Origin of the sequence: Aromatoleum tolulyticum (assembly GCF_900156155.1) — a bacterium.
Lineage (GTDB): Bacteria > Pseudomonadota > Gammaproteobacteria > Burkholderiales > Rhodocyclaceae > Aromatoleum > Aromatoleum tolulyticum.
Genome location: NZ_FTMD01000006.1, coordinates 20884 through 41853 on the forward strand (window position 1 = coordinate 20884; position 20970 = coordinate 41853).

The 20970-nt window shown below is 65.6% G+C and carries 12 protein-coding genes; 8 read left to right on the plus strand and 4 right to left on the minus strand.

Annotation, left to right across the window (positions count from 1 at the left end; all coding sequences use genetic code 11):
- Window positions 1–1172: 1172 nt before the first annotated feature.
- On the minus strand, window positions 1173–2159 hold the full coding sequence (locus BW991_RS10305; RefSeq protein WP_076602032.1) for a PQQ-dependent catabolism-associated beta-propeller protein: 987 nt from the start codon (window positions 2157–2159) through the stop codon (window positions 1173–1175).
- A gap of 164 nt (window positions 2160–2323) precedes the next feature.
- The gene (locus BW991_RS10310; protein WP_076602033.1) at window positions 2324–4621 is read right to left on the minus strand and encodes a TonB-dependent receptor; all 2298 of its coding nucleotides are present in this window, start codon (window positions 4619–4621) and stop codon (window positions 2324–2326) included.
- Window positions 4622–4819: 198 nt separating this feature from the next.
- Between BW991_RS10310 and BW991_RS10315 the strand changes: the two genes are divergently transcribed.
- Complete coding sequence (locus tag BW991_RS10315; protein ID WP_076602034.1) at window positions 4820–6250, plus strand: HAMP domain-containing sensor histidine kinase; 1431 nt, start codon at window positions 4820–4822, stop codon at window positions 6248–6250.
- A complete protein-coding gene (locus BW991_RS10320) occupies window positions 6247–6879 on the plus strand; it encodes a response regulator (RefSeq protein WP_076602035.1) in 633 nt (210 codons plus the stop codon). Before BW991_RS10315 ends, BW991_RS10320 begins: the two co-directional genes overlap by 4 nt.
- A 575-nt stretch (window positions 6880–7454) precedes the next feature.
- Here BW991_RS10320 and BW991_RS10325 read toward each other — a convergent pair.
- The gene (locus BW991_RS10325) at window positions 7455–11504 is read right to left on the minus strand and encodes an NACHT domain-containing protein (protein WP_076602036.1); all 4050 of its coding nucleotides are present in this window, start codon (window positions 11502–11504) and stop codon (window positions 7455–7457) included.
- The gene (locus BW991_RS10330) at window positions 11501–12793 is read right to left on the minus strand and encodes an ATP-binding protein (protein ID WP_076602037.1); all 1293 of its coding nucleotides are present in this window, start codon (window positions 12791–12793) and stop codon (window positions 11501–11503) included. Before BW991_RS10330 ends, BW991_RS10325 begins: the two co-directional genes overlap by 4 nt.
- An 818-nt stretch (window positions 12794–13611) precedes the next feature.
- Here BW991_RS10330 and BW991_RS10335 point away from each other — a divergent pair.
- From BW991_RS10335 to BW991_RS10360, 6 genes are all read left to right on the plus strand, one after another.
- The gene (locus tag BW991_RS10335) at window positions 13612–14262 is read left to right on the plus strand and encodes a TetR/AcrR family transcriptional regulator (protein WP_076602038.1); all 651 of its coding nucleotides are present in this window, start codon (window positions 13612–13614) and stop codon (window positions 14260–14262) included.
- Window positions 14259–15353: an efflux RND transporter periplasmic adaptor subunit gene (locus BW991_RS10340; RefSeq protein WP_076602039.1), complete on the plus strand. Its 1095-nt coding sequence runs from the start codon at window positions 14259–14261 to the stop codon at window positions 15351–15353. Before BW991_RS10335 ends, BW991_RS10340 begins: the two co-directional genes overlap by 4 nt.
- Entirely contained in the window at window positions 15350–18565 is a 3216-nt protein-coding gene (locus BW991_RS10345) for an efflux RND transporter permease subunit (RefSeq protein ID WP_076602040.1), read from the plus strand. The genes BW991_RS10340 and BW991_RS10345 overlap by 4 nt, the downstream gene beginning before the upstream one ends.
- A gap of 67 nt (window positions 18566–18632) precedes the next feature.
- Complete coding sequence (locus BW991_RS10350) at window positions 18633–19286, plus strand: protein-L-isoaspartate O-methyltransferase family protein (RefSeq protein ID WP_076602041.1); 654 nt, start codon at window positions 18633–18635, stop codon at window positions 19284–19286.
- 11 nt (window positions 19287–19297) lie between these two features.
- On the plus strand, window positions 19298–19621 hold the full coding sequence (locus BW991_RS10355; RefSeq protein WP_076602042.1) for a rhodanese-like domain-containing protein: 324 nt from the start codon (window positions 19298–19300) through the stop codon (window positions 19619–19621).
- 30 nt (window positions 19622–19651) lie between these two features.
- Complete coding sequence (locus BW991_RS10360) at window positions 19652–20965, plus strand: TolC family outer membrane protein (protein WP_076602043.1); 1314 nt, start codon at window positions 19652–19654, stop codon at window positions 20963–20965.
- Window positions 20966–20970: the final 5 nt, after the last annotated feature.

Below are 20970 nucleotides of genomic sequence, written 5' to 3' on the forward strand. Positions count from 1 at the left end.
AGGTGGAATCATGACAAGAGACGGTAGGAAGGAAATCGAAGAGCAACTCCGTCAGCTCGAAGTATTGCAGTCTGAGTTGGAAGATCGACCGGCGGGGAAACCTTCTGACCCGGATGAAGTGCTGCAATTTATGGAGGCTGCACTGCGAAGAACTCGTGGCAGCCGAAGTTGGGCTGCGAGGTTCGAACGATTCGCTTGGCGGATCGCCGCTCCATTTTGGGACTTACGTCTGCGCGCGCAGATTCGACTGGTCCGGGAATTGGGTGCGACCTTGGGCTGGACCGCGAGAGGCACGTCGGAGGCGATCTTGCATCTCGACGACCTGGTCTTTGCACGCACTTATGGCTGCCGAGTCGAGGCATCTGTAAAGCGGGCTGTTCGCGAGTTGGCGAACCGCGGCCTTCTTGCCACACATGAATTGCGAAACTTGGTTAGCAACCGATGCCTGCGCGTTGATGCCGCCGGCCGGGTTTTTGTGCCTACGAAGCCATGGCTGATGTCTGCGGCGGTTGCCCTGTCTCTCCTCGCCACGCTCGTCATGCTGCCGATCCTCGTGCCGGTGCTGTGGGCTGAGGCCGAGATTTGGAGGATAGTGCTCGGTGTATGGGCAGTCGCAGTGCCGTACGGATTCGTCTGCTGGCAGATCCAGAGGTACTTTGTGAGGCCTCACCGGTTAATACCGCGGGCACAAAGGGTCATTCCCCACCTGCATCCAGTCCGTTAAGGATCCGTCCGGTCGGAGGGGTAGGAAGGCGCCATCAGCGGGGGTGGCAACTTTTTCGTCAGGCTATAGGACGTGTTGCTCGGGTGAACCGGCCAATGGCGGTTTTTACGTGGAAGCTGGCGTTGAACTGGCCCGCGCACCGGCAAGCCGCCATTCGCCTTGCTACGCCACTTCTTGCGGACGACGGGCAGCTTTCTGAGCGCTACAGCCGTTGGCCAGCGACTTGGCGAGGTCTCTGTCCGGCCATCAGCTGTCACTCGCCGATTCCACAGAGCCGTCATTCGAGCGACTGGTCCGCTCTGGAATCTGCCAGACGTCTTACGCGAGCAACTCGATCCAGCCGGTACGCTATCGAGTGGCGAGCGGCAACGCAACGCTCAAACAAGTGAGAGTTGGGCGCGAGAAATCGAACGCTATGCAGCGCGTACCAATCGAACCGACACCCAGATCAGTCATCCACCACGACGGTATGCGGCACCCTTCCGACCGGCACCGAACGCAGCACTTTGCGGCTCGCAGTGTCGACGATTGACACGTCGTCCGACAGGCCGTTCGCTACGAACAGCAGGCTGCCGTCCCGGTTCAGCGTCGCGCCCCACGCGCGATTGCCCACGAGCACGTAGTCGGTGACCTGGCGGCTCGCGACATCGACGATCGCGATGTGATTGGCGCGGCCGAGCGTCACATATGCGGTCTTGCCGTCGCGGCTCATCGTGATGCCGACGGGGGTGACGTCGTCGGGCCGGAAGCCCTTCGGCTTGAACTCGACCTTCGCCTTGAGCGTGTTCTTCGCGCCGTCGAGCACGGTGACCGCGCCGCCGAGCTCGTTCGTGACCCACACCTCGCCGCCGTCCGGCGTGATCGCGAAGCGGCGCGGCCGGTTGCCGACGACGACGTTCGCGAGGATGCCGTTCGTCGCCGGGTCGATCACGTGCACCATGTTCGCGACTTCGGAGGTCACATAGAGCCGCTTGCCGTCCGGGCTGAGCTTCACGCCCTCGGGCTCCTCGCCGACCTCGATCTTTCCGATCTTCTTGCGCGACCCGACGTCGATGACTGTGACCTGCGCGTCCTCCTCGTTGGAGACGTACATCCGCTTGCCGTCGGGCGACAGGTCGAACATCTCGGGATCCTCGCCGACCGGAATGCTGTGGGTGACCTTGAGCTGCGCGATGTCGATGACATCGACCCGGTTCGAGTTGCTCGCGATCACGAACAGCGCGCTGCCGTCCGGCGACAGGCGCATGTCGCGCGGGCGCTTGCCGGTCGCAACCGTCTTGATGACCTGATGCGTCTTGCCGTCGAGCACGGCGACCGCATTGTCGTTCTCGCTGCTGACGAAGATGAGGCCGGTGTTCTTTGCGTGGGCGGGCACCGCGAGCGCGGCGGCAAGCAGCGCACCGACGAGCGATGCAGGAAGTCGGGGGAAAATCACTAGCGTCTCCTCATTCGTTGATACTTCGTGGCACTGCTGAGCGCCCGGGCCGCTGCCGGGACCTTCAGAAGGGTTTCAGCGAGCGTCGTGCCGCTCGTCGATGGCGGCAGCACCGAAAGATCGCTCATTTGTCGGGGCGGTCAGGGCGAGGGGGACAGGCGTGATCAAAGCCCCTTCCACGCGTAGCGTAAGCCGATCCACGCACTGCGCGGCGTGCCGGGGGCGATGAACTGCTCGCGGCGCCATCCTTCTGGATCCGCTTCAAAGGTGTTGCCAGTACCGACGAATGGGTTTTCGGCCAGCGCGCCGGCCGTCGCATAGCGGCGGTCGAAGACATTGTCGACGCGCGCGAACAGCGTCCAGTCGCGCGCGAGCTTGTAGTCCGCGTTCAGGTTGACGATCGCGTAACCGCCGAGCTTGCCGCGGCCGCCCAAATCTTCGTCCGGCTCGTGGCGGTTGTTCTCGTTGCCCCGCACATACTGGCTAGAGTACGCGAGCAGGTCGGCGCCGATGCGTAGCGCGTCCGCGGCACGCCAGCCGAGGCCCAGCTTCAGGCTGTGCGTCGGCAGCCCGGGCAGGCGATCGCCGCGCTCGACGCGGATCTCGTCGTCGGGACAGCCGCCTTCGCCTTCGGTGCTGTTGTTCTCGGCGAGCATGCAGGCGGAGGACTGGAACGTCGCGTTGAGGTAGCTGTAGTTCACGCGCCAGTCGAGGACACCGGTCTCCCCGGAAAGGCCCAGTTCGACGCCTTCGCGGCGGGTGCGGCCGAAGTTCGTGAAGAAGCCGAGGCTGCCACCGGTGCCGACGAAGAGGATGTCGTCGCGGTTGGTGCTGCGGAAGGCGGTTGCATTCCACAGCATGTTGCCGGCGATTCTGCCGCGCACACCCAGCTCGAAAGTCCGCGTGACGACCTGGTCGAGGAAGGGGTCGGCGGCCATCGCATTGGGCAGGCTGCAGGCATTCTCGGGATCGGCGCACCCCAGCTCGATCGGCGTCGGCGCGCGGCTGCCCTGGGAGAAGCCGCCGTACACGGTAAGGGAGGGTGCGGCTTGCCAAGTGAGGCCCAGCGCGGGGTTGAGCTTGCGGTAGGTGAAGTCGCCGTTGAGGGCGTCACCCATGCGGTCGCGGTTTATCACCCGGGTGCGATTGAAGCGCAGCGAGCCGGTCAGATGCACGGTGGAGGCCAGCGCGACGGTGTCGGTGGCATAGACGCTGGTGGTTCGGGTACGGCCGAGCAGGCTGTTCACCTGCTCCTCGTCTTCGTCGGCCTCGATGCCACGATTGCCGGTGAGTTCGCCACCCTGCTCGCTCTGACGGAAGCTGGCACGGCTGCGGTCGTGGGACACCCCGACGGCAAACTGGTGGGCACCGGCGATACGGCTCCACTGCAGGGCCAGGCCCGCGGCGTTCTGGTCGGTACGGGTGCGGTTGAGCACACCGTTTTCCGGCCCCTCCCCGGCGGGAAAGCCGGCATCGGCCCATTCCTCGAACTCGTCCTCGTACTCGTCGTTGCCGTCGCCGTTGAGCGTGCGCGTGCGGGTGCGCCGGACATAGACGGTGCCGGAGATCTGGTCGTTGTCGCTCAGCCACTGACTGCCGGAGAGCGCCAGCAGGGTGCTGCGGTTCTTCGTCTGGTCGGGATGGGTGAAGATCGCTTCGCGCCGTTGGCGTTCCATGCTTTCGGGCACCAGGCCGTTGCCGATGAGATCGGTGTTGGCGTGGGCCAGCGTGAGGGCGAGATCGGTCGTCGCAGTGCTCCAGGCGAGCTTGCCGAACAGCTGGCCGACCTCCGAGGGAGAACGGTCGCGCCAGCCGTCCTCCTTCATCCCCTCGGCAGCGACAAACCAGGAGAGTTCGTCGCGCTTGCCGCCGTGTTCGACGGAGCCGCCGCGGCGACCAAAGGAGCCGCCGTACAGCTCGATCTCCCCGCCCGGGTGGGTGTCGCCGCGCTTGGTCTGGATCGCCAGCGCGCCGCCCAGGGTGTTCAGACCGTAGAGCGGATTGGAGCCCGGCACCAAGGCCAGCGTGGCGATCGCCGCCTGGGGGATCAGGTCCCAGTTCACGACGTCGCCGAAGGGCTCATTCACGCGCACGCCGTCGAGGAACACGGAGAGGCCCTGCGGCGTGCCGAGCAGGGGCGAGGCGGAGAAGCCGCGGTAATTCACGTCGGCCTGGTAGGGGTTGCCCTGGATCTCGTTGACATTGACGCTGGGCAGGCTGCGCTGCAGGTCTTCGGCGAGCGATTGGCCGCCCGCCTCGCGCAGACGCTGGCTGCTTAGGGTCTGGACGTTGGCGGGGACCTGGTCCTTGGGTAGGCCGATACCGGGCAGCGGCGTGGTCCCGACGACCTCCACCGGCGCGAGTTCGACGGTCTCGGCGGCGACAGCCGTCGCGGCGGGCCCCACAGAGGCGATGAAGAGGGCCAGCGCTTTGCGGATTGGTGCCCGGCTATCGTGCTGCATGATGCTCCTTGTGGTGCTCTGGTATGGGTCAGGTGGTCGTTCTCGCGGCCTTCGATTCGCTTGCAATTGGCCTGTGCCGAAATCCCGCCGGATACATTGCACGGAGCAGAGTACGTACGCCCCGCGTCGTCTTCCATAGGAAAAATTCCCGACTTTTATCCGGTGCGCGAACCGCCCGGCTGATGTGATACTGCCCACATGGAACTGACCTACGTACTGTTGCGCCGCGCGGCGGCGATTTCGCTCGCCTGTCTGCTCTGCGTCCTGCTCCTCGCGGCGTGGCGGGCTCAATCCGATGTCCGCCGCGAAGGCCAGGGCGCCGGGCAGCTCGCGCTCTTGAGCAGCCAGCTCGCCGCTTTGCAGAACGCGCCGGACAATGCGCTCGGGGAGCGGATCGAGGCTTTGCGCGAAGCGGGCCGCTTGGGCCGCTTGCGTCACCTCCAGTTCCGGCTCGAGGATGGGAGAAGCGGTGAAGTGCTGGCGCAATCCGTGGCAGAGGAACTGTCCCCGCCGGCAATGCGACCCTTCCTGTGGCTGCTGGGCCTCTTTGCGCGCCCGCACGCGGCGGAGGAATCGGCCTGGCTGCTGGAGCGTGCCGATGGCCGCACGTTTCGCATCACCCTGACCACGCATCCGTTCAGCGAGCAACGAGAGGCGTTCGACGAAATCCTCGGCGTCACCGGGGTCCTGCTGCTCTATAGCCTCAGCCTGCTGGCTGCCCTGTACTGGGCGGTGCGGCACGCCTTTGCGCCATTGCGCCAGATCCTCGACACCATTGCCGCCTTCGAGCGCCAGGACTATGGGGCACGCTTGCCCGCCCTGCGCATCCGCGAACTCGATGTGATCGCGCGTGCCCTCAACCACTTGGCGGCGGCGCTGGGGCAGACGCAGGAGGAGCGACGCCTGCTCAGCCTCAAGGTGCTGACCCTGCAGGAAGACGAGCGCGCCCACATCGCCCGCGAGTTGCACGACGAATTCGGCCAATCGCTCACCGCGATGCGCGCGGATGCGACCTATCTGCTGCGGCGGACCGAGCAGCAGCCGGAGCTGCACACCGTGGCGGCAGAGTTGGAGCAGCAATGCGCCCGCGTCCAGCAGGACATACGCAATCTGCTTGGCTGGCTCGGCAACCCGTGCGACGAAGGGAGCCGCGCATCGATTCCAATCTGCGACCTGATCGAAACCCTGGTCCAGAGCTGGCGCCAGCGCCCGGGACAAACCATCCACTACCAGCTGGCCGTGGACCTTGACGGCAGCGATATCCCCCAAGGTCTGGCGTTGAACCTGTACCGCATGACCCAGGAGGCGCTCACCAACGTCGCCCGCCACGCCGGCGCGAAAACGGTGGCAGTGGCCCTCGCCGCCCGCTTCGGGGAGGGTGTGCAGTGGTCGGTGTGCGACGACGGCATCGGCATCGCCTCCTACACCGAGGCGCTACAGCAGGGCAATGGCCTGGCCGGCATCCGTGAGCGGGTCTGGGCCCACGGAGGCGAACTGGAAATGCTCGATCGAGGCCCGGCGGGCGGGCCGCGGGGGCTATGCCTTCAGGCACGCTTTCCCTGGCCGGAAGCGGCGCGCGAGCCAGCCGACCGCGCATCGGCAATGACGTACGCGAGGACAGTCGAATGACCAGCTTGCACGTGGCAATTGCCGACGATCACGCCGTGGTGCGCACCGGATATCGACGGCTGTTGGAACTGGAGCCAAATGTCAGCGTGGTAGCCGAATTCGCCGACTGCGAAACGGCATACACCTGGCTGAGCGCCAATCATGCCGACATTCTCATTCTCGATCTTTCCATGCCCGGGCGCGGCGGTCTCGAAACACTGCGGCGGCTCAAAGCCCGAGTGCCGACATTGAAGGTTCTCGTCTTCAGCATGCATGGCGCGCCGGCGATGGTCAGTCAAGCCATGCAGGCGGGTGCCGACGGCTATCTGACCAAGAGCAGCGCCCCGGAAGCGCTGATCGCAGCAGTGCTCGACCTTGGTGCGGGCGGGCACCCGTTGTCGGCCGAAGCAGCGCGCGCCCTGGGCGAAGCCGGGAACGACAGCCAGGCGCCCCATCAGGTGCTGTCGCCGCGGGAATTCCAAGTCTTCACGATGCTCGCGCAGGGACTCGCGGTCGACGAGATTGCCGCGCGGCTTTGCGTCAGCGCCAAGACCGTCGCCAACTACCAGACAGCCATCCGGCAGAAGACCGGGCTGAGCAATGCGCTGGAGATGTTTCGCTACGCGCGGACCCACGCACTGCTCGAGTGAACCGAAAGGCCGTACTACTCGGTGCTCCAGCGTGCTTCAGGTCTGCTCTTCCTTCATAGGGTCACGGGACTGTGGCCAACCGACCCACCGACGAGAGCACGTCGGACAATCTCCCACCACGGCGCGTGACCCAGAACGCCAATAGCAACGGCGCAGGACGTGAAAGGTGCGTTCTCGCATCGTCAATTCGGTCGAGTACGTACGGCCGAGGTCGACGCTGGCCAGGCGTGTGGCGACTGTCCGCTGTTCGAGGGGAGGCTCAAGGTCCGGTAGTCCCGGCAACCTGCCGTTGAGCCTGCCTGTGGTTCAAAGACGGCTGTGGGTCGGCTGCCGTCCGCCGGGCGTGGCAACTGAATGGCCGGTCCCACACGCAAGCAGCCCGCGAGGCCGCGAAGTGACGAACTTTCACCAGTAAGGTCCCAAGCAGTCAGAAAGCCGTCGTCCAGCCTCTTCGCGGTTTCGTCCGTGCCCGACCCGTTGCTGCCGCTCGACGCGTCAGACGTTCAACGGCAGGTTTCCGGGTGGAGCAGTCGCCGCAATTTCCGAACGTGCGTTGGAGTGAGGGGCCGGGCAATCTATTTTTCTGATCCGCGGGACGTAGATGGGGGTTCGCAGTCGAGGACGATAACGTCGATATATGGCTTCTCGCTCTCGCTGAGCAGCGCGGACAGTCTGGATTCGAGCTCCCCGGCGCATCTGGGAGGACTGCCGCCGTCCGCGGCAACCGGCATGCCCCGGCCTCCGAACCAGAAGATCAGATAGATTCCGTGGCCGTCGGCACCCGGGTCCCGCACGTAGTGGTCCAGCAACTGGGTTCGCCATGCCAGCCAAAGATCCTTGTGGCTGTCGCGCTTGATCTCGATTGGAACGTTGAATCCGCCAGTTCCACCGAACGATGCACGAATGTCGGCTCGCCTGTTCTCCCGGTACTCACCTTCCGGCATCAACTCGACACCAATGCCTCGAACCCTCTCCCTCAAGAGCTCAAGCAGCCGATCGCGGCAATCGTTCTCCGTCCTGGCACTGGTGGGCCTGCCGTACTCGTCGATATTCCAGTAACGCCTGTACCCAGTTGTATTGCCGTCCCGATCGCTGCGATCGAGGTCGCGGAGGTGCTGTGCAAGCAAGGCCTTGAGGTCTGCAGGGTGGGCCGGCGGGCCGTTTTCCAGCAGTCTGGCAATCGCGGACGCCGACGGGTACCGGAAACGCGCTTCGCGAAGCACGACTCGCTGCGACTCCTGGTGCTCGCGCAACCGGTCTCGCCAGGCATGCAGGGATTCATCGTTCAGCAGCTCCGTAAAGGCCTTCGATGCGGAGTCGGTGGCTCGGTTGCTGAGTCGCGCGATCAATCCCCGCACGAGATCAGCGGCGTTCATCTCGGCAGTCACCGTATAAGCGCCGGTCGGGCGCACCGGAGTCGTATATGGTCCGATGCTCCGGATCAACATGACGAGGGTCGATTCCGAGAGTTCCGGTAGCCCGGTGGCTTGCGCCGGTCGCTCTGAAAAGAAGCGGGCGATCAGCATCGACCGGGCCTGATTGCCATCGACGTAACTGGAAAGGGGGCCCTCGTATTGGATGGGATCGAGCAACAGTCCGGCACATAACCACTGGCTGCGTTGTGCCACGTCCAGGCTCTTGCGAGACAGCTTGGCGGCAATCAACTCCACGAGTTTCTGACGATCGCAATGCCTGAGCGCAGCGACGAGCAGCGTGCCGAGATCGCCCAGCCGCTGCCGTTTTGCGCGAGCCGGGTAGGCCGCCAGCAGCTTCAGCGCGGCCAGCCGGCTGACGTCGCGGTAATGGTCGTCGTAGGCCAGCGGAAAGATGCCCGCGACGTGCTCCTTACCGGCCTTCAGCATGGCCGATGCGTACGCAACGAGGACGTCGGCCACGAGTCCGGGGCGTTGTGCAACCAAGCTCTGGAACCAAGCGGGTGCGGCACCATAGTCGTGCGTGAGGCGGAAACATACGAGGCGGGTCAGCACCTCGTCATCAAGTTCGAGCTTGCGCACCGGATTATCCTGGAACCATTCCTCGGCACCCGCCAGGCTCGCTTCCGCGATGTAGTGATGGCGGTTGTCGAGGGCGAGCTTGATGATTTCCGAAACCGTTGGAAGGTCTTCACGCGCCAATGTCCGCCGCAGTCCGGTCAGCGCCGTCAAGACCATGCCGGCGTCGCCGCCGAGCCAGGCATGCATGCGGGCCTCGGCGTTCTCGCCTTCCGCCTCCTGGAAGCGGCCGAAATAGACCATCGCAAGGTCGTGCATGATCTTCGGGTGGGCCGAACCCGCTTCTATCGCATCATGGTGCTTGCGGACGAACGCCTGCCACTCCGCGACGCGGCGCTCCGCTTCCGAGGACCGGTTCCGCTTCCATTGCGCATCCTCACGCCTCCAGTCGTCCCAATTGCACCGCAGCCAGGCCTTCACGTTGGGTTGCAATTTCGGATGCCTGGCAGAGACGGAAAGGAGGGCATCGAGCAGGCCCGGCGTGTAGTCGAGCCGCCGAAGGAGCGACATGGCTCCTCGGTTGAACAGGAAGTTTCGTGCTTCCGCCGAATCGAAACCGGCTGCCTGCTCGAACAGCCAGTCGGCGGTGTCGGGCGCGACGCGCGCGTCGTAGATGCGGCGCTCCGTCTCAAGCAGGCAATGCAGGACGTCCTTCTTCGGCGCGCACTGTGCGAAGGAGAACTCTAGGAGCTCGCGAAGTATCTGCTGACGCTCCGACAGCCAGTCGGTAATCTGCTGCTGGTGCTTCTTATCTAGGCGGGAATAGGCGTGCTCATCGAGCCCCATGCCGAGCCAGCGCCAGACCCGTTCCGGCGCAGCGAACTCGCCCGCAAGCTGCAAAGCCTTTACCAGAAGCCCTCCGGCGAGGCGTTTGAGGTGGAAATCGTCGAGCGACCGGCGCAGTCTCGTCCATGCCTCGGCGAAGCGGTCCGTCACCTGGGGAATCTCGTCGATCGGGGTTCGCTCGAGGAACTCGCGATCCCAGAACATCAGGTAATGGCCGATGAGCCGCGGATCTTTGGCCGTGTGGAGATAGTCCACGATCTCGGCTGGCGACAGCTGGACAGGGTAGAGCTCGGTGAGCAGTATGCCTGTCAGCTCGTCGTCTCCGTCGGGCACTCGACCGCCCGAAATGTCGTCGAGCAGCGCGCGTAGCCTACTGCGTCCTCCATCGGTCGCGTGGATGTACGCTTGGATGGCGGCCTTTCTGTTTGTCGGCCAGCGGCTGCGATCGCGCGCGATGGCCAGCAAGGCTTCACAGAGCTCGGGTAGAGGATCACCGTGGCGGATCGCTTCGAGCACGCAATCTACCAGCGACTCGTGCGCCTGGCTGCGATCGGGAGACTCGAGGATCTCCCGGAAATGGTCGACCGATTCGCGGTCGGCCAGCGCACCGAAGGGCGGCGCATTCCAATCCTGAGACCGGAACCATGGATAGCGTAGGGCTTCACGGCTCAAGGCATTCAGGACGCAGCGCTTGTCGTCCGCGGTAAAGGCCCTCACATCCCCGTACAGAACGACGCCCAGCGGATCCGCTTCCACGAGGGTCCTGCGGGCAGACGGGAAGAGCACGGCCAGCCAAGCGTGAAGGCCGCGCAGATCGGATACCACGCCACCGTCGCCCGCCTCCATGACCGCGCGAATCCTCCCGAGCGGAAGCCCCGCGTGGTCGATTTGCCGCGTTACATAACGGGCCGCGAGGAATTCCGCGATGCGGCGGTGTGCAGGCTCGCGTCGATCCACGTTGCCGTGGCCGGCGAACAAGCGGCTCTCCAGCGCTTGCCTGAGCGCCTCCCCGATATCGAGTCCGAGATCCTGAAGCGCCGGATAAGCGGCAGTGGCGGCATCCTCATCCAGCGCGAAGCCTGCGAGGCCGCCGAGCAGTTGAATTGCATAGAGCTGTCCGGCGGCATCGAGGAGTTTGTCAGCCGCGATACGACGATTTCGCGTCACGTCTCGACGTTGACGGTTGTGTTCGTGGGCGAGCCGCCGGCAGGCCAGTTCGAATGCATCCTTCAGATTGTCCGGCCAGCCGTCGTGAACGGCCTCGGCCAGCATTCCCAGATTCTGCGGATTGCGCAGCAGGGCCTCCAGCCCTCGAGCGCGCGCTGATTCCATGAAGGCGTCGGGATCCGGGATGCGGTGGTCCTGCGAGAGAACGACACCGACCTGCTCATCGGTGAGGTCGTCGAGATGAAATACCGCGACCCCTTGCGGGGTGATCGAATCCAGATGCTCGCGATCGCTTCCAAGCCAGTCGGCCTCCCGGCATGACAGCCGAAAGACCGGCTGGCCGATTTGCAGGAGCTTGTGGCGTATCGCGTCCAGCGGCGCCACGTTGTCGATGCTCCCGGCTCGCACCTCGTCCAGCCCATCGATGAAAATCGGCTTCCCAAGCCATTCCGGTCGTGGTGGCAATGCGATGAAGTCACGGGCGGACACCGGCTCGGTGCCTGCAGCCGCGGCCTCCATCCCGAATGCCGTGGTCTTGCCTGCACCCGGCTCTCCGAGCAGGACGTAGGCGGGGCGATCGCGGATGTCCTCCAGCGCCAACCCGGCCCGTCGCTCACCCTGGGGAAGAATCTCGGTGCAGGTGCGGCCCAGCGATGTCATTGAAACTCGGACAGCCAGTGTTCGGCGGGCTGTGACAGGAAGTCGACCAGGGGAATACCTCCCTCGCCGACGACCAGCCGCTGGCAGTCGGGGTAGTTGGAGGAGAAGGCAGCCAGCCCTGGCATGGGCCGGCTGGCTTGACCGCTCTTGACTTCGATCGCGACTGTCCTGCGTCCGCGGGAGAGAACGAAATCGACTTCGAGCTTGCCCTTACGCCAGTAGGTCAGCAGATCCTGACCGCCGCTGTTGTAGAGGTGCGCCCCGACGACGCTTTCCACCATGCGCCCCCACCGCGACCGGTCTGCTTTGGCGCTCGCGAAGTCGTACCCGCTCGCGACTGCCATCAGCGCGCTGTTCAGTGCGAGCAGCTTCGGCGAGGAGGTGCGCTGCCGGAGCATGCTGCCGGAGAACTTCTGGAGCCCGGCAAGCAGTCCGGCCTTGCCGAGGAGGTCGAGATACTTGGCGACAGTACCGACGTGTGGCTCCGCACCTTCGCCCGGTTCGCGGAGGTTTTGCGCTATGTTGTCGAGCGCGAGAATCTGGGCCGAGTAGTCGCATCCCAGCCAGAAGAGCTGCTTGAGCAGTGCCGGACGGTCGATTCGGTTGAGTTCGAAGACGTCTTTTTCGATGCTCGGCTCGATCAGGCTGCCGGTGACGTAATCCCGCCAGCGTCGCTCGTCGCGCCACAGCCCGCTGTTCATGGGGCCGGGATAACCGCCGAAGTAGATGTATTCGTCGAGGCTCATGGCGAACGCCGAATGCATTTCCGGATAGGACCAGTGGCCCATCCGAAGCAACTCGAATCGTCCCATGAGGCTCTCGCCGAGACCATGTTGCACGAGCAACGGGGACGACCCCAGGAGGATCACATGCATGTTCACGCCGGCCGTTCGATCCTGGTCCCAGAGCCCCTTGACGATTTCCGACCAGCGCGGGATCTTCTGGATCTCGTCAATGGCAAGAATGAACGATCCGTCGGCCTTTGCCGCACGGCGCCTTGCTTCATTCCACTGCTGGATCAGCCACTGACCGTCAATCTTGCCGGTGCCGACGGTCTGTTCGGTTGCGAAGGTGTCATCGAGAAGCGGAAAGCCTATGGACGACCTGCTTTCCACACCGGTCGGCTCCGCCGAGACATAGATGACGTGGGGAGTGAAGTCCTGCAGGACGGTATTGACGAGCGTCGACTTGCCGACTCGTCGCGGACCGACGACGATGTTAAGTAAGTGGACGGGCTCGCGCAGTCGTTGGCGGAGCGTGGCGCCATGAGGACGCTCGTAAGGAAGCATCGCGGATAACTATGAGTTAATTTACTCACAAATTACCTCATCCTTCGTTGGAGTTCAATGTCTTGCTCCGTGTCGAGGACCTGCGCCCCCGAATAGGTACAAACCAAAGTCAGGAAAGCTCGCCAGCAAAAGCGGAAGCAGGCGTGGCGCGTGTAGGTTGACAGGTCAGCGCGGGCAGGTCTCTGACGGAAGCGGCCTCTCGAATGGCTAGTCTGCGGAAACAACGACCGTCAGCTCCTGGCCGGACAGAGACTTCGCCATGTCGATCGTCAACGTCTAGAGCGCTCAGAAAGCTGCACATCGTCCGCAAGAAGTGGCGTAGCAAGACGAATGGCGGCTTACCGGTGCGCGGTCGCGCTCACGTCTGCGTCCGCGTAAACCGCCTTCTGCCGGTCAGGCCGACGATGCGACGCTGGTTTCGTAGTGTATGGAATGGCCTCAGCAGTTCAGCACCCGGCGCTTAGCGCGTCGAGCCGGCTCGAAAATGAGGAGTTAGGCGAAGACGTCCGATACGTGACTGGAACGCCCGGTAATTGCGATCCCGAGCAACCGTGACTGGTATGGCGCGCGCCCTCGTTGCTGCCTGCCTCGGCAAGCATCTGCCCAACATCCCCGAAGCGCCGACCGCAGGAGCGCAGGGGAGCTGTCCAAGTCTTTATTGAAATGGCTTGGCGCTGCATTCAAGACTCTATTGTCGCGTTCAAGACATTATTGCCACGTAACAGCGATCTCGCGCGCCTTGTACTTATCGGAGAGATGTTATAAGTTACTAACTGGTCAGTCATTAAAACGGTGCCGCACACCGGTTTCTCGCTCGCATGTCCGATCCCGCCCGTTCGCCAGCCCGCCAACGCCGCAAGGAAGCCCGTCCCCAGGAACTCACCGCCGCCGCGCTGTCGCTCTTCGTCGAGAAGGGCTTCGCCGCGACACGGCTCGATGACATCGCCGAGCGCGCCGGCGTATCCAAGGGCACGCTGTATCTCTATTTCGACAGCAAGGACGCGCTGTTCAAGGCCGTCATCCAGGAAGGCATCGTCCCGGCGCTGCACGCGGGCGAAGCGCTTCTCGACGAGTACGACGATCCGCTGGCGCTGCTGCGCGCGATCCTGCTGGGCTGGTGGGAGCGCATCGGCAGCACGGAGCTGGGCGGCATCCCGAAGCTGATGATGTCCGAAGCGCGCAACTTCCCCGACATTGCCGTCTATTACCAGCAGGAAGTGATACAGCGCGGCACTGCGCTCCTGCGCAAGGCGGTCGCGCGCGGCATCGAGCGCGGCGTCTTTCGCGAAGTCGATCCCGAAGCGATCTGCAGCGTCCTGATCGCTCCGCTCGTCTATCGGGCGATGTGGCTGCACTCCTTCGGCCCCTGCTGCGGCCAGGAAACCGACGTGGCGCAGTACCTGCACACCTATTTCGATCTGGTCCTGAATGGCTTGCTGGCCCCGGCGCCAAGCGGAGATGCGCGATGAAGACAATACTGACAGGTGTCGTCCTGGCCGCTCTGCTTGCCGGGTGTTCCGGCCCGGCTCCGGTCGAGAAGCCGCCGCGGGCGGTGCTCGTGCGCACCATCGGCAGCGGCGACAGGGAGCCGCAGCTGCGCGTATATATCGGCGAGGTGCGTGCGCGCCATGAGGCCGACATCGGCTTCCGCATCGCCGGCAAGCTCGTCGAGCGCAACGTGGACGTCGGCGCGCGCGTGCGGCCGGGGGCGGTGCTCGCGCGCCTCGACCCGCAGGACGTGAAACTCGCCGAACAGGCGGCCGCGGCACAGGTGTCGGCGGCGGAGGCCGACGTGGCGCTGGCGCGGGCGGAATTCGAGCGGGTGCAGAACCTGCACGCGCGCAATTTCGTCAGCGCCTCGGCGCTGGACGGCCGGCGTACCGCCCAGCAGGCGGCCGAAGCGCGGCTGCGCCAGGCCCGCGCGCAACTCGCCACGGCCGGCAACCAGGCCGGCTACGCGGCCCTGACCGTTGCCGACGAGGGCGTGGTCACGGCCGCTCCCGCCGACGTCGGGCAGGTTGTCGCGGCCGGTCAGCCGGTGCTGCGCGTGGCACGCCCCGACCAGCGCGAGGTGCTGATCCACGTACCGGAAAGCCGCATTGCCGAGTTGAAGACAGGTTCGCCCGCTGCCGTGCGTGCGTGGGCGCATCCGGCGCGCACCTATATCGCTGCGGTGCGCGAAATCGCTCCCGCGGCCGACGCCGCGACCCGTTCCTACGCCGTGCGCGTGAGCGTTGCCGATGCCGATGACGCGTTGCCGCTCGGCGCCACGGCGAGCGTCGCGTTTACGGAATCCGGCGACGCGGCGCACACGCTCCTGCCGCTCGCCGCAGTGACCCGCGTCGATGGCCGCGCGACCGTCTGGGTCGTCGACGAGGCCTCGCGTCTCGCGCCCCTCGCGGTGGATACGGCGGTATTCCGCGAGGACGGCGTCGTGGTCGCCGGTGGGCTGCCGGCCGGCTCGCGCGTCGTGGTGACGGGCGTGCATCGCCTCGTCGCCGGCGAAACCGTGCGCGCGGTCGATGAAGCCGCCCCGGTCGCACTGGATGCACGCAAATGACCACCCCGCGCGAGTTCGACGAAGGGCGTTTCAACATCTCCGCCTGGGGGCTGCGGCACCAGACGCTGGTGCTCTATTTCATGGCCGTCCTCGCCGTGATCGGCCTGTATTCCTATTCCCGGCTCGGCCAGTCGGAGGACCCGCCCTTCACGTTCAAGGTGATGGTGATCCGCACCGAGTGGCCCGGCACCGATGCCGGGGAGGTCGCGCGCCAGGTCACCGACAAGATCGAGAAGAAGCTGCAGGAGGTCGCCCAGGTCGACGTGCTGCGCAGCTTCTCGCGCCCGGGCGAGTCGATGGTGTTCTTCGTCGCCAAGGACTCGACGCCGGCACGCGAGATGCCCGAAGTCTGGTACCAGGTGCGCAAGAAGGTCGGCGACATCCGCCATACCCTGCCGCAGGGCATCGTCGGTCCGACCTTCAATGACGAATTCGGCGATACCTACGGCAACATCTTCGCGTTGGTCGGAGAAGGCCTCGACTACGCCGAACTCAAGCGCTATGCCGAGGCAATCCGCAGCGAAATCCTGCGCGTGCCGGACGTCGCGAAGGTCAGCCTTTTCGGCGAGCAGCCCGAGCGCGTGTATATCGAACTCTCGAACACCAAGCTCGCGACCTTCGGCCTGTCGGTGCGCGACATCGCCGGCGCGCTCGCGGGCCAGAACGCGACCACCGGCGCGGGCTTCTTCGATACTCGCGACGAACGCGTGTGGTTGCGCCCGAGCGGCGCGTTCGAGGACCTCGACGCCATCCGCGACACCGTCATCCGTGCGCAGGGACGCAGCTTCCGTCTCGGCGACGTGGCCGAGGTGCGTCGCGGCTTCGCCGACCCGCCGCGCGAACGCATGCGCTTCAAGGGCGAGGACGCGCTCGGCATCGGCGTGTCGATGCGCGCAGGCGGCGACATCATCGCGCTCGGCCGCCACCTCGACGAGGCGACCGCCCGCATCGACGCGCAACTGCCCGTGGGCGTGCGCCTCGAGCGCGTCGCCGACCAGCCGCGCGCGGTGTCCCGCTCCGTCGGCGAATTCGTCCAGGTGCTTGTCGAAGCGGTCGTCATCGTCATGGCGGTGAGTCTGCTCTCGCTCGGTTTGCGCACCGGCGTCGTCGTGCTCGTGATCATCCCTGTCGTGCTCGCGATCACCTTCCTGTTCATGCACCTGTTCGACATCGGCTTGCACAAGATCTCGCTGGGGACCCTGATCCTCGCGCTTGGCCTGCTCGTCGACGACGCGATCATCGCCGTCGAAATGATGGCGACGAAGATGGAGCAGGGCTGGGAGCGCGCGAAGGCCGCGAGCGCCGCCTACGTCACGACCGCAATGCCGATGCTCACCGGCACGCTCGTGACCGCCGCCGGCTTCCTGCCGATCGCCACCGCAGCCTCCGCCACCGGCGAGTACACGCGCTCCATCTTCCAGGTGACGGTCGCGGCGCTCCTCGTGTCGTGGATCGCGGCGGTCCTCTTCGTTCCCTGGCTCGGCTACCACCTGCTGCCGGACTTCCGCGCCCTGCGCGGCAAGCCCTCGGCGCTCGCGCGGCTGCTCGGGCGCGTGTCACCGCGGCTCGGTGCGCGGCTTGCCGAGCGAGACGCCCACGCGCACGAGCAGCACGACGAATACGCGATCTACCACACGCGCTTCTACACGCGCTTTCGCGCCCTCGTCGACGCCTGCGTCGCGCGCCGCTGGCTCGTCATCGCGCTGACCCTGATCGCCTTTGCGGGCTCGCTCGTCGTGTTCGCGCGCTTCGTGCCGCAGCAGTTCTTCCCCGACTCGACGCGACCCGAACTGCTCGTCGACCTGCGCCTGCCCGAGGGCGCCTCGCATCAGGCCGCCGAGCACGCGGTGCGGCGACTGGAAACCTTTCTGGATCAGCAGCAGGGCATCGAGAACTACGTCGCCTGGGTCGGCGGCGGCAGCCCGCGCTTCTACCTGCCGCTCGATCAGCAGCTCCCGCAGACGAGCTTCGCCCAGTTCGTGATCCTCACCGAAGGCCCGGCGGCGCGCGAGGCCTTGCGCACGCGGCTGATCGCGCTTTTCGACGAGGCCCCGGCCGAACTCATCGGCGTCGTCAACCGGCTGGAGAACGGTCCGCCGGTCGGCTTCCCGGTGCAGTATCGCGTCAGCGGCCAGGCGCCGGACGAATTGCGCCGCATCGCGCACGAGGTCGCCGCGAAGCTGCGCGCCCACCCGCAGCTTTCCAACGTGCACCTGGACTGGGAGGAACCGTCCAAGCGCGTGCGCCTCAAGGTCGACCAGGACAAGGCGCGGCTCCTCGGTCTCACGACACAGGACATCGCGACGCTGCTCAACACCTCCGTGCAGGGCTTCGCCGTCACCCAGTTCCGTGAAGGCACCGAGATCATCGACGTGATGCTGCGCGGCGCCGAATCCGAGCGCGTGCATCTGGGCCTGTTGCCGGACCTCGCGATCCCGGTCGGCGGCGGCCGCAGCGTCTCGCTCGCCCAGGTCGCGACGGCCGAATACGGCTTCGAGCAGGGCGTCGTCTGGCGTCGCAACCGCATCCCCACCGTCACGGTGCGCGCGACCCTGTACGGCGGCGTGCAACCGGCCGTCGTCGTCGCCGACCTTGCCCCGCAGATCGCGTCGATCGAAGCCGGGTTGCCGCTGGGCTACCGGGTCGAGGTCGGCGGCGCCGTCGAGGAGAGCGCCAAGGGCGGCACGTCCGTCGCCGCTGGTATGCCGCTGTTCTTCATCGTCGTGCTCACAGTGCTCATGCTGCAGCTGCAGAGCTTCTCGCTCGTCGCGATGGTGCTCCTCACCGCGCCCCTCGGCATGATCGGCGTGACCGTCTTCCTCCTCGCCTTCGGCAAGCCCTTCGGCTTCGTCGCCATGCTCGGCACGATCGCGCTCTCCGGCATGATCATGCGCAACTCGGTGATCCTCGTCGACCAGATCCGCCAGGACCGCGAGCACGGCCGCAGCGCGTGGGATGCCATCGTCGAATCGACCGTGCGCCGCTTCCGCCCCATCATGCTCACGGCCGCCGCGGCGATCCTCGCGATGATTCCGCTCTCGCGCAGCGCCTTCTTCGGGCCGATGGCCGTCGCCATCATGGGCGGCCTCACCGTCGCCACCGTGCTCACGCTGGTCTTCCTGCCCGCGCTGTATGCCGCGTGGTACCGCGTGCGCCGCGAACCCCGGAAAACCGGGGAAGACGGGCCGCCTGCAGTGCAGCAAGTGCGCTAAAATGCAAAAGTTTACTTATCGCGCACTAAATTAGCGTGTGCTAATATTTGCACAGGAAGCCAATGCCATGAACTTCGAACGCGCCCGCTTCAACATGGTCGAGCAGCAGATCCGCCCTTGGGATGTGCTGGATATGGACGTCCTCGACCTCCTGATGACGGTCAAGCGCGAGGAATTCGTTCCTCCCGCCCACAAGACGCTTGCCTTCGCGGACGTCGAAATCCCCATCGGCTGCGGCCAGACCATGCTCAAGCCCGTCATCGAGGGCCGCATCCTGCAGGCGCTGCCGCTCAAGCGTTCGGATTCGGTACTCGAGATCGGCACCGGCTCCGGTTACTTCGCCGCGCTGCTCGCCGCGCGCACCGACTGGGTCCGCTCGGTCGAGATCGAGCCCGAACTCGTCAAGTTCGCGACCGATAACCTGAATCGTGCGGGCGTCGAGAACGTCATCGTCGAGGAAGGCGACGCCGCCCGCGGCTGGAGCAGCCGTGCGCCCTACGACGTCATCGTCGTCTCGGGCGGTCTGCCGGTCGTGCCGCAAAGCCTGCTCGATCAGCTCAAGGTCGGCGGCCGCATGTTCGCCTTCGTCGGCGCGGCGCCGGTCATGGAAGCCCGCCTGATCACGCGCGTCTCGGAAGACCAGTACCAGACCGAAGACGTGCTCGAAACCGTCGTCCCGATGCTGAAGAACGTACAGCGCAAGGACGAATTCCGCTTCTGAGGAGCCCCCGCATGCGACAGATCACCGCCACCGAACTCGCCGAACGGCTTGCCGACTCGCAGAGCGACAAGCCCTTCCTGCTCGACGTGCGCGAGCCGGTCGAGTTCGGCATCTGTCGCATCGAAGGCTCCACGTTGATGCCCATGGCCTCCGTGCCGGCGCGCCAGGCCGAGCTCGATCCCGACGACGAGATCGTCGTCATCTGCCATCACGGCGGCCGCAGCGCGCAGGTGTGCATGTTCCTCGAGCGCCAGGGCTTCTCCAGGGTCATCAACCTTGCCGGCGGGGTCGCCGCCTGGGCCGCCCAGGTCGACCCGACCATGCCGCAGTACTGACGTCACAGCGAATTGCCCCCGGAGAAGTCGATGAAGCGCGCAATCGCCCTGAGTCTCGCCACCCTCTTTTCGACCAGCGTCTGGTCGGCCGACCTCCTGCAGGTCTATCGCGACGCGCTCGCCAACGACGCGCGCTTCGCCGCCGCCCGCGCCCAGTACGAAGCGGGTCAGGAGCGTGTCGTACAGGGCCGGGCCGGGCTCCTGCCGACCATCGGCGCCAACGCGAACACCACCTGGAATGACGTCGACACGCATACGCGTGCCTTCGGCACGCGCGAATACAACAGCAACGGCTACGGCGTGCAACTCACGCAGCCGCTGTTCCGCTGGCAGAACTGGATCCAGTACAAGCAGGGCGAACTGCAGACCGCGCTCGCCGAGGTCCAGCTCGGACAGGCGCGCCACGACCTGATCCTGCGCGTCTCGCAAGCCTATTTCGACGTCCTCAACGCCCAGGACGCCCTCGCCGCGCAGTCCCAGCTGAAAAAGGCCGCCTCCGAGCAGCTCGAACTCGGCAAGGCCAGCTTCGAAGTCGGCACCGTTACGATCACCGACGTTCACGAAGCCCAGTCGCGCTTCGACCTTGCCTCGGCACAGGAAATCGCCGCGCAAAACGACCTGGATGTACGCCGCCAGACGCTGGTCCAGATCGTCGGCAAGGACCCGTCGCCGCTCGCCGGCTTGCGTCCGGGCCTTTCCCTGACCCGCCCGCAGCCCGACAACATCGCAGAATGGGCAACGGCCGCAGAGCAGGGCAGCTACGCGGTGCAGGCGCAGCAACTCGCGCGCGAAATCGCCGCGCGCGAAGTCGAGCGCAACCGCGCCGGCCACTACCCCACCCTCGACGTCGTCGCCGCCCGCAGCCACAACAGCGCAGGCTTCAGCTCCAGCGCCGCCGGCGGCTCGACGCGCACCGACGCCAATACCGTCGGCCTGCAGCTCAACGTCCCGATCTTTGCCGGCGGTGCGGTCTCCTCGCGCGAACGCGAAGCAGCGGCCCTCAAGCTCAAGGCCGATGCCGACCTCGACGACGCCCGCCGTACCGCCGCGCTCGCGGCGCGTCAAGCCTACCTCGGTGTCACCAGCGGCATGGCGCAGGTCAAGGCCCTCGAAGCCGCCCAGGTCTCATCCACCTCTGCCCTCGAAGCCAATCGGCTCGGCTACGAAGTCGGCGTGCGCATCAACATCGACGTCCTCAACGCCCAGTCCCAGCTCGCCGACACCCAGCGCCAGCTCGCCCGCGCCCGCTACGACACCATCCTCGCCCAACTGCGCCTGAAAGCCGCCGCCGGCACCTTGGGCGAAGAAGACGTCCAGCTCATCGACGCGCTGCTCGCGGAGTAATTGGC